This is a genomic window from Halostagnicola alkaliphila (genome assembly GCF_055379965.1).
Window position 1 is genome coordinate 2943904 of the sequence record NZ_AP043826.1, and the last position, 12982, is coordinate 2956885.

Annotated in this window: 23 protein-coding genes; all 23 read left to right on the forward strand. The window is 60.9% G+C overall.

Translation table 11 applies throughout. The features are described 5' to 3' along the window. Nucleotides 1–277: 277 nt before the first annotated feature. Genes ACZ5C7_RS20060 through ACZ5C7_RS20170 form a run of 23 tightly spaced genes read left to right on the forward strand, consistent with a single transcriptional unit; the run spans nucleotide 278 to nucleotide 12981 of the window. Nucleotides 278–1210: a putative RNA uridine N3 methyltransferase gene (locus ACZ5C7_RS20060; RefSeq protein ID WP_464378024.1), complete on the forward strand. Its 933-nt coding sequence runs from the start codon at nucleotides 278–280 to the stop codon at nucleotides 1208–1210. A gap of 4 nt (nucleotides 1211–1214) precedes the next feature. Next, a complete protein-coding gene (locus tag ACZ5C7_RS20065; RefSeq protein ID WP_464378025.1) occupies nucleotides 1215–2234 on the forward strand; it encodes a 50S ribosomal protein L3 in 1020 nt (339 codons plus the stop codon). 3 nt (nucleotides 2235–2237) lie between these two features. After that, the gene (rpl4p, locus tag ACZ5C7_RS20070; RefSeq protein ID WP_464378026.1) at nucleotides 2238–2990 is read left to right on the forward strand and encodes a 50S ribosomal protein L4; all 753 of its coding nucleotides are present in this window, start codon (nucleotides 2238–2240) and stop codon (nucleotides 2988–2990) included. Further along, nucleotides 2987–3241, forward strand: a complete 255-nt coding sequence (locus ACZ5C7_RS20075; RefSeq protein ID WP_464378027.1) for a 50S ribosomal protein L23 — start codon at nucleotides 2987–2989, stop codon at nucleotides 3239–3241. The genes rpl4p and ACZ5C7_RS20075 overlap by 4 nt, the downstream gene beginning before the upstream one ends. A gap of 2 nt (nucleotides 3242–3243) precedes the next feature. Next, entirely contained in the window at nucleotides 3244–3966 is a 723-nt protein-coding gene (locus ACZ5C7_RS20080; protein ID WP_464378028.1) for a 50S ribosomal protein L2, read from the forward strand. Beyond that, a complete protein-coding gene (locus tag ACZ5C7_RS20085) occupies nucleotides 3963–4385 on the forward strand; it encodes a 30S ribosomal protein S19 (protein WP_464378029.1) in 423 nt (140 codons plus the stop codon). Before ACZ5C7_RS20080 ends, ACZ5C7_RS20085 begins: the two co-directional genes overlap by 4 nt. A 7-nt stretch (nucleotides 4386–4392) precedes the next feature. Further along, nucleotides 4393–4875 (forward strand): 50S ribosomal protein L22, encoded by a 483-nt coding sequence (locus ACZ5C7_RS20090; protein WP_464378030.1) that lies wholly within the window; start codon nucleotides 4393–4395, stop codon nucleotides 4873–4875. Beyond that, nucleotides 4876–5820: a 30S ribosomal protein S3 gene (locus ACZ5C7_RS20095; protein ID WP_464378031.1), complete on the forward strand. Its 945-nt coding sequence runs from the start codon at nucleotides 4876–4878 to the stop codon at nucleotides 5818–5820. Beyond that, nucleotides 5820–6059 carry a 50S ribosomal protein L29 gene (gene rpmC / locus ACZ5C7_RS20100; protein WP_464378032.1) on the forward strand — a complete coding sequence of 80 codons (240 nt, stop codon included), beginning with the start codon at nucleotides 5820–5822 and terminating at the stop codon, nucleotides 6057–6059. Before ACZ5C7_RS20095 ends, rpmC begins: the two co-directional genes overlap by 1 nt. Before the next feature lie 10 nt (nucleotides 6060–6069). Continuing rightward, a complete protein-coding gene (locus tag ACZ5C7_RS20105) occupies nucleotides 6070–6555 on the forward strand; it encodes a ribonuclease P protein component 1 (RefSeq protein ID WP_464378033.1) in 486 nt (161 codons plus the stop codon). Further along, nucleotides 6546–6998 (forward strand): 30S ribosomal protein S17, encoded by a 453-nt coding sequence (locus ACZ5C7_RS20110; protein ID WP_464378034.1) that lies wholly within the window; start codon nucleotides 6546–6548, stop codon nucleotides 6996–6998. Before ACZ5C7_RS20105 ends, ACZ5C7_RS20110 begins: the two co-directional genes overlap by 10 nt. Continuing rightward, the gene (locus ACZ5C7_RS20115) at nucleotides 6998–7396 is read left to right on the forward strand and encodes a 50S ribosomal protein L14 (RefSeq protein ID WP_464378035.1); all 399 of its coding nucleotides are present in this window, start codon (nucleotides 6998–7000) and stop codon (nucleotides 7394–7396) included. The genes ACZ5C7_RS20110 and ACZ5C7_RS20115 overlap by 1 nt, the downstream gene beginning before the upstream one ends. A gap of 3 nt (nucleotides 7397–7399) precedes the next feature. Next, a complete protein-coding gene (gene rplX / locus ACZ5C7_RS20120) occupies nucleotides 7400–7756 on the forward strand; it encodes a 50S ribosomal protein L24 (protein WP_464378036.1) in 357 nt (118 codons plus the stop codon). After that, nucleotides 7753–8448 (forward strand): 30S ribosomal protein S4e, encoded by a 696-nt coding sequence (locus tag ACZ5C7_RS20125; protein ID WP_464378037.1) that lies wholly within the window; start codon nucleotides 7753–7755, stop codon nucleotides 8446–8448. Before rplX ends, ACZ5C7_RS20125 begins: the two co-directional genes overlap by 4 nt. Continuing rightward, nucleotides 8445–8984, forward strand: coding sequence for a 50S ribosomal protein L5 (locus ACZ5C7_RS20130; protein WP_464378038.1), 540 nt, complete (start codon nucleotides 8445–8447; stop codon nucleotides 8982–8984). The genes ACZ5C7_RS20125 and ACZ5C7_RS20130 overlap by 4 nt, the downstream gene beginning before the upstream one ends. Continuing rightward, nucleotides 8977–9153: a 30S ribosomal protein S14 gene (locus ACZ5C7_RS20135; protein ID WP_283835010.1), complete on the forward strand. Its 177-nt coding sequence runs from the start codon at nucleotides 8977–8979 to the stop codon at nucleotides 9151–9153. Before ACZ5C7_RS20130 ends, ACZ5C7_RS20135 begins: the two co-directional genes overlap by 8 nt. Continuing rightward, entirely contained in the window at nucleotides 9150–9542 is a 393-nt protein-coding gene (locus ACZ5C7_RS20140) for a 30S ribosomal protein S8 (RefSeq protein WP_464378039.1), read from the forward strand. Before ACZ5C7_RS20135 ends, ACZ5C7_RS20140 begins: the two co-directional genes overlap by 4 nt. 2 nt (nucleotides 9543–9544) lie before the next feature. Beyond that, nucleotides 9545–10078, forward strand: coding sequence for a 50S ribosomal protein L6 (locus tag ACZ5C7_RS20145; protein WP_464378040.1), 534 nt, complete (start codon nucleotides 9545–9547; stop codon nucleotides 10076–10078). 3 nt (nucleotides 10079–10081) lie between these two features. Next, entirely contained in the window at nucleotides 10082–10897 is an 816-nt protein-coding gene (locus ACZ5C7_RS20150) for a 50S ribosomal protein L32e (RefSeq protein WP_464378041.1), read from the forward strand. Continuing rightward, a complete protein-coding gene (locus ACZ5C7_RS20155; RefSeq protein WP_464378042.1) occupies nucleotides 10894–11343 on the forward strand; it encodes a 50S ribosomal protein L19e in 450 nt (149 codons plus the stop codon). Before ACZ5C7_RS20150 ends, ACZ5C7_RS20155 begins: the two co-directional genes overlap by 4 nt. Further along, a complete protein-coding gene (locus ACZ5C7_RS20160; protein ID WP_464378043.1) occupies nucleotides 11343–11891 on the forward strand; it encodes a 50S ribosomal protein L18 in 549 nt (182 codons plus the stop codon). Before ACZ5C7_RS20155 ends, ACZ5C7_RS20160 begins: the two co-directional genes overlap by 1 nt. Continuing rightward, nucleotides 11888–12517, forward strand: coding sequence for a 30S ribosomal protein S5 (locus ACZ5C7_RS20165; RefSeq protein WP_464378044.1), 630 nt, complete (start codon nucleotides 11888–11890; stop codon nucleotides 12515–12517). Before ACZ5C7_RS20160 ends, ACZ5C7_RS20165 begins: the two co-directional genes overlap by 4 nt. Continuing rightward, the gene (locus ACZ5C7_RS20170) at nucleotides 12514–12981 is read left to right on the forward strand and encodes a 50S ribosomal protein L30 (protein WP_464378045.1); all 468 of its coding nucleotides are present in this window, start codon (nucleotides 12514–12516) and stop codon (nucleotides 12979–12981) included. The genes ACZ5C7_RS20165 and ACZ5C7_RS20170 overlap by 4 nt, the downstream gene beginning before the upstream one ends. Nucleotide 12982: the final 1 nt, after the last annotated feature.

Genomic DNA, 12982 nt, shown 5'->3' on the forward strand with positions numbered 1-12982 from the left:
GATGTATAAGGGTTGCGAATCGAGGCGCTCTCGAGAGACAATCACACGAGGGCGGCGATTTCAGTGTCTCGAGTTCCACACCTTGAGAAACGTGCCGATCCGCCCAAAGTGACTCGAGAAATCGAACACGTTACGCAGCCAAACTATGCGTGTGGCTGATACGCACGAATTCGATACTGTGAGAGGTTCACAGCCGGAACGGGATTCCGCTACCCTTTTAAGATCTCGTCGGGAAATATCGCTACAGTCTAGTGACGAGGCGCCGAAGCGTCACGGTATGACCACAAGCGTACTCGTGCCGTCGTCACTCGCTCGAGAAGCCGAAGACAAACGCGAGGCAACTCGCAAGCTCGGCTACGTCGCCCGCGCGGCGACGATTTATCGGGTTGATCGCCTGATCGTCTACCCAGATCGGGACGGCGAACGGGGCGATCTCGGCGGCGGGTTCGTAAGCACCGTACTGCGGTACGCCACGACGCCTCCGCATCTTCGAAAGGAGATCTGGGGCAAGCGGGACGAACTGGAGTACGTGGGCGTCTTACCGCCGCTCCGCGCCACGTCACAGACCGGCTCCGAATCCGACGATTCGGGGTCGAAAAGACAAGGAATCGTGACCGAGGTCGGACCTGATCAACGCGTCCGGGTCAATTGCGGGATGCAACACCCGATCTCTCTCAACGTGCCGTCGGATATGGCACTCGAGGAGGGAGAGCGCGTGACAGTCAGGATCTCTTCGCGACGACCGGTCCGTGCGAAAATCATCGACAAGCCTACACAGGGGCTTTCGATCGAGGAAACGGACCTTTCGGCGGCCCTCAGCCGTGAGGACGCTGGCGTCCGAATCGCAGCTTCCCGGTTCGGTGAATCGCTCACTGTCGGGAAACTCGAGACGCTGGCCGGACGGATCGAACGGGACGGTCTTACCGTCGCGTTCGGTGCGCCCGAAAGAGGGCTGCCGGCAATCCTCGGCATCGACGCCGACGCCGTTCAGAAAGACGGCGTCGAACGGCTCGATGCGGAGGACGACGCAGACGCCGTTCAGAAAGACGGCGTCGAACGGCTCGATGCGGAGGACGACGCAGACGTCGAACCCAACGGCGATCCGGGGTTCGACCTCTGGCTCAATACGGTTCCGAACCAGGGAAGCGGCGTGGTGAGAACAGAAGAAGCGATGTTCACCACGCTCGCTTCCATAACATTGAGAGCGTGATAGAATGCCACAACCAAACGCACCACGCAAAGGCTCACTCGGGTTCGGCCCACGACAGCGTGCGACCAGCGAGGTCCCACGTTTCAACTCGTGGCCGGACGACGACGGACAGCCAACGCTCCAGGGCTTCGCGGGCTACAAGGCCGGCATGACCCACGTGGTAATGGTCGACGACGCCGCTAACTCGACGACCGAGGGAATGGAGACGACCGTTCCCGTTACCATCGTGGAGACGCCGCCGATGCGCGCCGTTGCTCTGCGTGCGTACGAAGACACACCGTATGGTATCAAGCCGATAACCGAGGTCTGGACCAACGAGTTCGACGACGATCTCGATCGCGTTCTGGACCTTCCCGGGGATGACTACGACGTCGAGGCCGAGGAGGCCAAACTCCGCGACCTGCTCGAACAAGGTCGCGTCCACGACGTCCGCGTCATCACCCACACAGTACCCGGATCCTTGCAGTCGATCCCGAAGAAGAAGCCGGACGTCATGGAGACGCGCGTCGGCGGCGGTTCCGTCGAGGAACGCGTCGACTTCGCGCTCGACGTGGTCGCCGACGGCGGCGAGCACGTCCTGAACGACGTCTTCCGTGCCGGCGAGTACGTCGACGCAAGCGGCGTCACGAAAGGGAAAGGGACCCAGGGTCCTGTCAAACGCTGGGGCGTCCAGAAGCGAAAGGGCAAACACGCCCGTCAGGGATGGCGCCGCCGCATCGGTAACCTCGGTCCGTGGAACCCGAGCCGCGTTCGCTCGACGGTTCCACAGCAGGGACAGACGGGGTACCACCAGCGAACCGAACTGAACAAACGCCTCGTCGATATCGGCGACGGCGCAGACGCGACGGTCGACGGCGGCTTCGTCAACTACGGCGAAGTCGACGGCCCGCACGCGCTGATCAAGGGCTCGCTCCCCGGGCCGAACAAGCGTCTCGTACGCTTCCGCCCGGCGATCCGACCCGGAGACCAACCGCGCCTCGATCCCGAGGTTCGGTACGTCTCCACCGCATCAAACCAGGGATAACCCATGCAGGCAACAGTACGCGACCTGGACGGTGCAGACGCAGGGGAAATCGAGCTCCCGGCGGTCTTCGACACGCAGTTCCGCCCGGACTTGATCGCCCGTGCCGTCCGCACGTCACAGGCCAATCGAAAACAGGACTACGGCGCCGACGAATTCGCGGGCATGCGAACGCCTGCGGAATCGTTCGGTAGTGGCCGAGGCATGGCCCACGTTCCACGACAGAACGGACGCGCTCGCCGCGTTCCACAGGCTGTCAAGGGACGAAAGGCACACCCGCCGAAAGCCGAGAAAGATCAGACTGAATCGATCAATACGAAAGAAAAGAAACTGGCCGTCCGCAGTGCGATCGCTGCGACGACCGACGCCGAACTCGTCGCCGACCGCGGCCACGAGTTCGACGACGACACCGAAATTCCGCTGGTCGTCAGCGACGAGTTCGAAGACCTCGTCAAAACGAAGGAGGTCGTCTCCTTCCTCGAGGAGGTCGGTGTCGACGCCGATATCGAGCGTGCCGACGAGGGTCGGAACGTACGATCCGGACGCGGGACGACCCGTGGCCGAAAGTACAACACGCCGACATCGATCCTCTTCGTCACCTCGAGCGAGACCGGTCCGTCGCGGGCCGCTCGCAACCTCGCAGGTGCCGACGTCGCGACCGCCGCCGAAGTCAACGCGGAGGATCTCGCGCCGGGCACCCAGCCGGGTCGACTGACGATCTGGACCGAAAGCGCACTCGAGGAGGTGGCAGATCGATGAGTTCGATCATCGACTACCCGCTCGTCACCGAGAAGGCGATGAACGACATGGACTTCGAGAACAAGCTCCAGTTCGTCGTCGACGTCGACGCCACCAAACCGGAGATCGCGGATGTCGTCGAAGACCGCTTCGACGTCGGTGTCACTGACGTCAACACGCAGGTAACGATGAACGGGAACAAGAAAGCAACCGTCAAACTCTCCGAGGACGACGACGCGCAGGAAGTCGCCTCGCGAATCGGGGTGTTCTGAGAATGGGACGACGTATTCTCGGACAGCGACGTGGACGCGGTACGCCGACGTTCCGCGCCCCGTCACACCGATACAAGGCAAAGCTCGAACACAAGAAACCGGAGGACAGCGACGTCGTTCGTGGAACGATCGTCGACATCGAGCACGATCCCGCTCGCTCGGCCCCGGTCGTCGCCGTCGAGTTCGAAGACGGCGACCAGCGACTCATCCTCGCTCCCGAGGGAGTCACGGTCGGCGACGAGATTCAGGTCGGCATCTCCGCGGAGATCAAGCCCGGGAACACGCTCCCGCTGGCGGAGATCCCCGAAGGTGTCCCGATCTGTAACGTCGAAGCGAACCAGGGCGACGGCGGCAAGTTCGCCCGGTCTTCCGGCGTCAACGCGGACCTGATTACCCACGACCGCGACGCCGCGGTCGTTCAGCTCCCAAGCGGCGAGGTCAAACGCCTCGACCCACAGTGCCGTGCAACCGTCGGCGTCGTCGCCGGTGGCGGTCGAACGGAAAAGCCGTTCGTCAAGGCAGGGAACAAGTATCACAAGATGAAGGCCCGGGGCACCAAGTGGCCCCGCGTCCGCGGTGTTGCGATGAACGCGATCGACCACCCATTCGGTGGCGGTGGCCGCCAGCACCCCGGCAAGCCCAAGTCCGTCTCCCGCGACGCGCCGCCGGGGCGGAAGGTGGGAGACATTTCCTCGCGCCGTACCGGCCGAGGTGGTAACAAATGAGTTCTGACTACCGAACCGGCCGTGAAGGTGAGTTCACCTACCGCGGTCACACGCTCGAGGAACTGCAGGAGATGGAACTCGAGGACGTCGTGGAACTGCTCCCCGCTCGCAAGCGGCGAAGTATCGAACGCGGTCTTTCGGTCGAACAGCAGAAGCTGCTCGAGAAGGCCCGCGACAAAGACGAGGAGACGACTGCGAACGATCCGATTCGCACGCACCTTCGGAACATGCCAATTCTTCCGGAGTTCGTCGGACTGACGTTTGCCGTGTACACCGGCCAGTCCTTCGAGCGCGTGCGCGTCGAGCCCGAGATGATCGGACACTATCTCGGCGAGTTCCAGTTGACCCGGACATCCGTCGAACACGGACAGGCCGGTATCGGTGCAACTCGCTCGTCGAAGTTCGTCCCACTGAAGTGATCAACGCATGGGAATCAATTACTCAGTCGACGCCGACCCAGACTCCACCGCGAAAGCGATGCTCCGGGAGCGTCACATGAGCCACAAGCACAGCAAGGAGGTCGCACGCGAACTCAAGGGCCGAACCGTTGAGAACGCACAGGCGTACCTCCAGGACGTTATCGACGAGAAGCAATCGGTTCCGTTCCGCTCGCACAACAGCGGTGTCGGTCACCGATCGGATATCGACGGCTGGGACGCCGGCCGCTATCCGGAGAAAGTCAGCGAGGCATTTCTCGATCTCCTCGAGAACGTTTCCTCGAACGCAGAGCATCAGGGATTCGACGGCCAATCGATGGAGATCGCCCACGTCGCCGCCCACAAGGTCGGCGAATCAGTCGGTCGGAAGCCCCGAGCGATGGGACGTGCCTCGGCGTGGAATACGCCGCAGGTCGACGTCGAAATCGTCGTCGAAGAAGCTGACGCCGCTGATGAGGGAGGTGACAACTAAATGGCAGACGAACACCAATTCATCGAAAACGGCCTACAGCGATCTCAGATCGACGAGTTCTTCGAAGAAGAGCTCGGTCGTGCAGGCTACGGTGGTATGGACGTCGCCAAGACGCCGATGGGAACGCAGATCGTTCTCAAAGCGGAGAAACCAGGAATGGTCATCGGCAAAGGTGGCGAGAACATTCGAAAAGTGACGACGGCACTCGAGGACCGATTCAATCTCGAGGACCCACAGATCGACGTTCAGGAGGTCGAAGAACCCGACCTGAACGCTCGAATCGTCGCCGACCGACTCTCGAACGCACTCGAGCGCGGCTGGTACTTCCGAAAGGCCGGTCACACGACGATCGACCGGATCATGGAAGCCGGCGCACTCGGTGCCGAGATCGTCCTCTCCGGGAAGGTCACGGGAGCACGCTCGCGCGTCGAGAAGTTCAACCGTGGTTACATCAAGCACAACGGCGAACCCGCCGAAGAGGTCGTCGACCACGGACAGGGCGTCGCGGTCATGAAACTCGGCACCATCGGCGTGGATGTCAAGATCATCCCGCCGGGAGCCGAACTGCCCGATGACTTCCAGATCTACGACGATATGGATCCCGAGGAGGTCGTTCCCGACGCCGTCGAAGCGAACGAAGGCGTCGAAGAACTGCTCGAAGCCGAACCTGAAGCGGACGATGCGGAGGCTGAGGAGGACGCCGACGACGAGGCTGAGCCCGAAGCTGATGCGGACGAACCCGACCTCGACGAGGAAGTCGTCGAGGAGGTTATCGAAGAAGAAGCTGAGTCTGAGGACGCCGAAGCCGAGGCAGACGACGGCTCCGTCGAGGACATCGAGGAAGAGCTCGATGAACTCGAGGAAGATGTCGAAGCCGAAGCCGAGGAGCTCTTGGACGAGATGGAAGCAGCGGACGACGAGGACGCCGACGAGGGTGATTCCTGATGGCGATCCTTCACGTTGCGGAGATCCGCGACATGACGGCGGCTGAACGAGAAGCCGAACTCGAGGAGCTCGAGACCGAGCTTCTCAACCAGAAGTCCGTCCTCGCAGCCGGTGGTGCGCCGGAAAACCCAGGTCGAATCGGCGAACTGGGCCGCACCATCGCTCGGATCAAGACGATCCAGCAGGAGGAAGGCGACTTCGAAGACGAATCGGCTTCGGACGAGACCGACGCGGAATAACGATACACAGATGGCACTCACACCAGAGACACTCCCCCGACACGAACTCAACGGACTTCCGGTCCGCGTCGTCGAAAGTGACGACGACGGACGGGAAGGACTCGAGGGTCGCGTCGTCGTCGAGACGACGAACACGCTCTCGATCGAAGTCTGCGTTCCACAGAGCGTGGAACGTGAGCGAGGCGGTGATACCGCCGAGCGTCGTGAGGATGGAGCGTCTCGAGTGGTGATGGTGCCGAAATCGGGCTCGGTGTTCGAGTTCGCGATCACAGATGAAGCCGCCGGGGACGAGAAGTCCTCGGGGACTGCGTCCAAACTGGCCAACACTCAACCCTCGTCGACTGACGAGGACCGAGCTGGCGCTAATTCCGACAGCTGTCGTGCCGACTGGCACGTCGCCGGCGAGGATGTAGCCTACGTTACGGTCGATGGATCGCGGCTGCTCTCACGACCCGCCCGAAGAACAGAAACGTCAGGTGATTCACCATGGCAATAGGACTAGACGTAACAACACCTCCGGAACCAGAAAACCCGGAGGAATACGACTACGAGAAGTGTCCGTTCTACGGCGAGCTTTCCGTTCGAGGACAGATCCTCGAGGGAACGGTCGTCTCGACGGACATGGACAAGTCCGTAGTCGTCGAGCGAGAGTACGACGTGACGGTTCCGAAGTACGACCGTCAGATGAAACGTCGCTCGCGCATTCCGGCACACGTGCCGGGCGTGCTCGAGCCGCTCTCGGTCGGTGACACGGTCAAGATCGCAGAGACCCGACCACTGTCGAAGACGAAATCGCACGTGGTCGTTGAAGTAACTGAAGAAGCGACCGCCGAAGACCTCGCCAAGCTGACCCGTCAGAGCGAACCTGAACGGGAACTCTCGGCAGAGGATGTCTCGGCGGACGCGGACGAAGAAGACGAAACCGACGGTGATCAGTGATGGAGGCAATGAAAGCCGACGTCACGCAGGGACTCAAGAAGGGGTCGCTGGTCACGTGTGCCGACAACACCGGCGCTCGCGAACTCAAGATCATCAGCGTTTCGGGCTACCACGGCACCAAGAGCCGCCAACCGAAGGCGGGAATCGGTGACAAGGTGACCGTCTCGGTCACGAAGGGTACCCCGGAGATGCGCCGTCAGGTCCTCGAGGCCGTCGTCGTTCGCCAGCGGAAGTCGATCCGCCGGCCGGACGGCACGCGACTGAAGTTCGAGGACAATGCGGCAGTCATCGTCGACGAAAACGAAGAGCCACGCGGCACGGAAATCAAGGGCCCGATCGCCCGCGAAGTCGCAGAGCGCTTCGGAGCAATTGCCAGCACGGCAACGATGATCGTATAGACAATGAGTAAGCAACCACACAAACAGCGAAACGAAACTGCGCGTGCCCCGCTTCACCAGCGACAGAAGCAGATTCACGCCACTCTCTCGGACGATCTTCGCGAAGAGTACGACACGCGTCGAACCCGCGTCAACGCGGGCGACACGGTCGAAGTCATGCGCGGCGATCACGCCGGAGAGGAGGGTGAAGTGCTGACGGTCGATCTAACGGAGCAGGTCATCCACGTCGAGGACGTGACGATCGAGACGGCAGACGGCGAAGAAGTGCCGCGACCGCTCGAGCCCTCGAACGTTCGAATTACGGACCTCGACCTCGAGGACGACCGACGCGAGGCACGCCTGGAAGGTGAGACTGCATGAGCAACCATCAGAAACGACTCTCGGTACCGAAATCTTGGCCCGTCGAGCGCAAGACCGAGACCTTCACCGTCAAGGCCGGCGCCGGCCCGCACGGTGAAGCAGGTGTTCCGCTTGTCGTTCTCCTGCGGGACGTTCTCGGTTACGTCGATTCCAAGAAAGAAGCGCGCTACGCACTCTCTGAGGATTCGATCCTCATCAACGGAGACGCAATCAACGATGAACAGCGTCCAATCGGGATGTTCGACATCGTCGCGTTTCCCGACCTCGAGGAGTACTATCGTATCTTCCCCGACGAGGGCGGTCGACTCGCGCTAACTTCGATCGACGCCGACGCGGCAGACAGCCGCCTCGGCAAAATCGACGGAAAACAGCAAGTCACTGGCGGCGACACCCAGTTGACGCTTCACGACGGAACGAACGTCATCGTCGACGACGAGTACAGCGCAAAGGACTCGGTCGTCGTCGACAACGAAGACAAATCGATCGTCGCTCACTTCCCGTACGAAGAGGGCGAACTCGTGACCGCCGTTCGTGGCAACCACGCCGGCAAGATCGGCACGATCGAGAATATCGAAGTCACGAAAGGGAGCGGATCCAACATCGTGACCGTTGAGACCGACGACGAACTGTTCGAAACCGTCGAAGAGTACGTCTTCGTCATCGACGAGAAATTTACGGGTGATGATGAATGAGCGAAGCCAGCGATGCTGAGTTCCACGAGATGCGCAAACCGCGCGTCGAAAAAGTCGTCGTCCACATGGGCGTCGGCCGCGGTGGTCGCGACCTCGGGAAAGCAGAGGACATCATCGAGGAAGTCACGGACCAACAGAGCGTCCGGACGCAAGCCAAACGGACCGAACCCGAGTTCGGTATCCGCGAGGGTGAACCGATCGGCACGAAGGTTACCCTTCGTGACGACGACGCAGCCGAGTTCCTCGAGACAGCACTGACGTTCGCCGATATTTCGGCGAATCAGTTCGACAATACGGGGAACTTCAGCTTCGGTGTCGAGGAACACACCGAGTTCCCGAATCAGGAGTACGACCCGAGCATCGGGATCTACGGGCTGGATGTCACCGTCAACCTGGTCCGCCCAGGGTATCGCGTCTCGAAACGCGATAAGGCGACCCAGCAGATTCCACCGAGTCACCGACTGACGCCCGAGGACGCCATCGCGTACCTCGAGTCGAACTTCGACGTCGACGTGGAGGAGTCCACAGATGAGTGAAAGTGAAAACGAACGAACGGGCGAACACGCCGAAAAGCGCACGGGCCAGATCGAGGCCTGCCAGCGCTGCGGTCGAAAGCAGGGACTCGTCGGCAAGTACGACATCAACCTGTGCCGGCAGTGCTTCCGAGAAATCGCCCGCGACATGGGATTCAAGAAGTACAGATGACAGGGAATAACCCGCTCAGTAACGCGCTTTCGGGGCTCGACAACGCAGAAGATGTCGGACACCTGAGCCACGAGGTACAGCCCGCCTCGAACGAAATCGGCAGCGTACTCGAGGTCTTCTACGACCGCGGGTACATCGACGGATTCGATCTCGTCGACGACGGAAAAGCCGGAACGTTCGAAATCGAACTGAAAGGAGCGATCAATGAATGTGGGCCCGTCAAACCCCGCTACGCCGTCGGTGCCGATGGCTTCGAGAAATGGGAGAAACGATTCCTCCCGGCTCGAGACTTCGGGACGCTCGTCGTCACGACGAGCAGTGGCATTATGAGCCACTACGAGGCACGCGAGAAGGGGATTGGAGGGCAGGTGATCGCATACGTCTACTAACAATGCGAGTTGAACTGGAAATTCCCGACGAAGTAACCGCCGAGGTTGATCATCTCGACGTGACAGTCGACGGCCCAGAAGGCACCATTACGCGGCGCCTCTGGTATCCTGATGTTACGGTCGAGGTCGAAGACGACACCGTGGTCATCGAAAGTGACAACGAGGACGCGAAAACGAACGCGACCGTTGGCACGTTCGAGAGCCACGTTGAGAACGCCTTCCACGGTGTGACCGCGGGCTGGGAGTACAAGATGGAAGTCTTCTACTCTCACTTCCCGATGCAGGTCCGCAACGAGGGCGGCGAGGTCGTCATCGAGAACTTCCTTGGCGAAAAGGCAGAGCGACGAACGACTATCCACGGTGATACCGACGTTTCCGTCGACGGTGAGGAACTTACCCTCGCCGGTCCCAACAAAGAGGACGTTGGACAGACCGCAGCTGATATCGAGCAGCTGACGAAGGTCAAAGGAAAGGACACCCGCGTCTTCCAGGACGGGGTTTACATCACCGAAAAACCAGCAGCCGGAGGTGCCTGATAAATGGCAGAAGACGAACACGAATCCGATGCTGACGAACAGGCTCCCTCGGAGACTGACGGTGACGTGGAACCCGAGGACGTAGAGAGTGAATCCGAGCCGGACGTCGCCGAAGACAGCGACGAACCGGAGGATCTCGAGAGTATCAGCGGTGTCGGCGCGAGCAAAGCCGATGCACTCCGCGAAGCCGGATTCGAGTCCATCGAGGACGTCAAGGAGGCGTCCCAGGACGATCTGGCAGACACGGACGGTATCGGTAACGCGCTCGCCGCCCGTATCAAGGCGGATGTCGGCGATCTCGAGGTCTCAGAGGAGACCGAAGCCGAGATCGAAGACGAAGACGCCGAAGAGGAGGTCGACGAAGACGTCGAGACGGAACTGCAACCGCGCGGTCTCGTCGAAAAGACGCCCAACCTCTCGGATAACGAACAGCGGTTGCTGAGCCAGCGAAGCGGCGAAGGCAAACCGCAGTTCAACCGGCAGGATTACCACATGAAAAAGCGGACTCCCGAATCCTGGCGACGCCCACGCGGCCAGCTTTCGAAGCAGCGCAAGGGCATCAAAGGAAAGGGTCCGAAGGTTCAGGCCGGCTACCGAACGCCGAAAGCAGTCCGTGGGAAACACCCAAGCGGCTTCGAAGAGGTCTACGTCGAGAACACTGACGACCTCGAGGGTGTCGACGGCGACACGCAGGCGGTTCGAATCGCCTCCTCGGTCGGCGCTCGCAAACGCGAGCGGATCGAGGAAGTCGCCGAAGACGATGGCGTTCGCGTGCTGAACCCAACCTACGTCGAAGTCGAAGTGGAGGACGAACAATGACCGATCTTTCCGCACAGAAACGACTTGCATCCGACGTCTTGGACGTCGGCAAGAACCGCATCTGGCTCGACCCCGACGCCCAATCGGATATCGCCGAGGCGATTACGCGAGACGAAATTCGCGAACTCGTCGACGAGGGCACAATTCAGGCGGAAGATGCCAGCGGAAACTCCCGCGGTCGTGCCCGCGAGCGCAACGAGAAACGTGCCTACGGCCACCGAAACGGTCCGGGCAAGCGCAAAGGAAAGAAGGGCGCACGCCAGAACGAGAAAGAACAGTGGACGAAACAGATTCGCGCACAGCGCCGAAAGCTCCGTGAACTCCGCGACAAAGGCGAGCTGACGCCGACGCAGTACCGCCAGCTCTACAAGAAAGCGGGCGGTGGCGAGTTCCGAAGCGTTCGGTACCTGTTGAACTATATCGACGAAAACTACGGTGACCAATAATGGCAACAGGACCACGATACAAAGTGCCAATGCGTCGTCGCCGCGAGGTCCGGACGGACTACCACCAGAGGTTGCGCCTGCTGAAATCGGGCAAGCCCCGCCTCGTTGCTCGCAAGAGCAACAAGCACACTACGGCGCAGCTGATCTCCCCCGGACCACAAGGCGACGAAACGCTCGCAAGCGCACATTCGAGCGACTTAGCGGAGTACGGTTGGGAAGCACCCACAGGAAACATTCCGGCAGCGTACCTTACCGGCCTACTGGCTGGCCAACGCGCTATCGAATCCGGTCTCGAGGATGCAGTCCTCGACATCGGCCTCAACAGGGCGACGCCCGGAAACAAGGCCTTCGCCGTTCAGGAGGGTGCAATCGACGCCGGTCTCGAGATACCACACAACGATAGTGTACTCGCAGACTGGGAACGAACTCGCGGCGAGCATATCGCCGAGTACGCTGAGAGTCTGGACGACCCACTCTACAGCGGCGAGTTCGACGCGACCGAACTACCCGAACACTTCGATGACGTACGAGAGGCGATCCTAGAATGAGTGGAAACAACTACAACGACGGCTGGCAGCCAGTCACCCGTCTCGGCCGAAAGGTCCAGGAGGGCGAAATCGACACGATGGAAGACGCCCTCAACACGGGACTCCCGCTGAAGGAGCCCGAAATCGTCGATCAGCTCCTTCCCGGGCTGGACGACGAGGTTCTGGACATCAACATGGTCCAGCGGATGACCGACTCCGGACGGCGGGTGAAGTTCCGCTGTGTCTGTGTCGTCGGTAACCGCGACGGATTTATCGGCTACGCCGAAGGACGAGACGATCAGGTCGGCTCTGCCATCCAGAAAGCGATCGGTATTGCAAAGCTCAACATGATCAAGGTCCCGCGCGGCTCGGGATCGTGGGAGGACCGTTCGGACCGACCACACTCGCTGACCCACCAGACGACCGGCAAAGCCGGCTCCGTTGAGGTCGAACTCATCCCCGCTCCGGAAGGGCTGGGACTGGCAGCAAGTGACACCGTCCACGCTGTCCTCGAACTCGCCGGAATCGAAAACGCTTGGACCAAGAGCCACGGTAACACCCGGACAACGGTGAACCTGGCAAAGGCTACCTACAACGCGCTCGAGAACGCCTCGCAAGCGCGTCAACCCGAGGTGGTTGAGGGATGAAAGCGATCGTGCAGATTCGCGGCGAGGTAAACCGCAACACGGACGTCGACGACACGCTCTCGATGCTCAACATCCACAGCGTCAATCACGCGACGCTGATTCCGGACACCGACGCCTACCGCGGGATGGTCACGAAGGTCAACGACTTCGTCGCCCACGGTGAGCCGAGTCAGGAAGTCGTCGAAACGCTGCTCGCGAATCGGGCGGAGCCCCTCGAAGGGCGCCAATCCGATGTCGACGAGGAGTGGATCGACGAGAACACGGAGTACAGTGATTTCAGCGAACTGGCCGAAGCGCTGGAGGCGGAGGAGACGACCCTTCGCGATCAGGGCCTCTCGCCAACGCTTCGATTGCACCCACCGCGCGGTGGTCACGATGGCGTCAAACATTCCGCCATCGAAGGTGGCCAACTCGGAAAACATACAACCCAGGAGATTAACGACCTCCTAGAATCGATGCGATAAC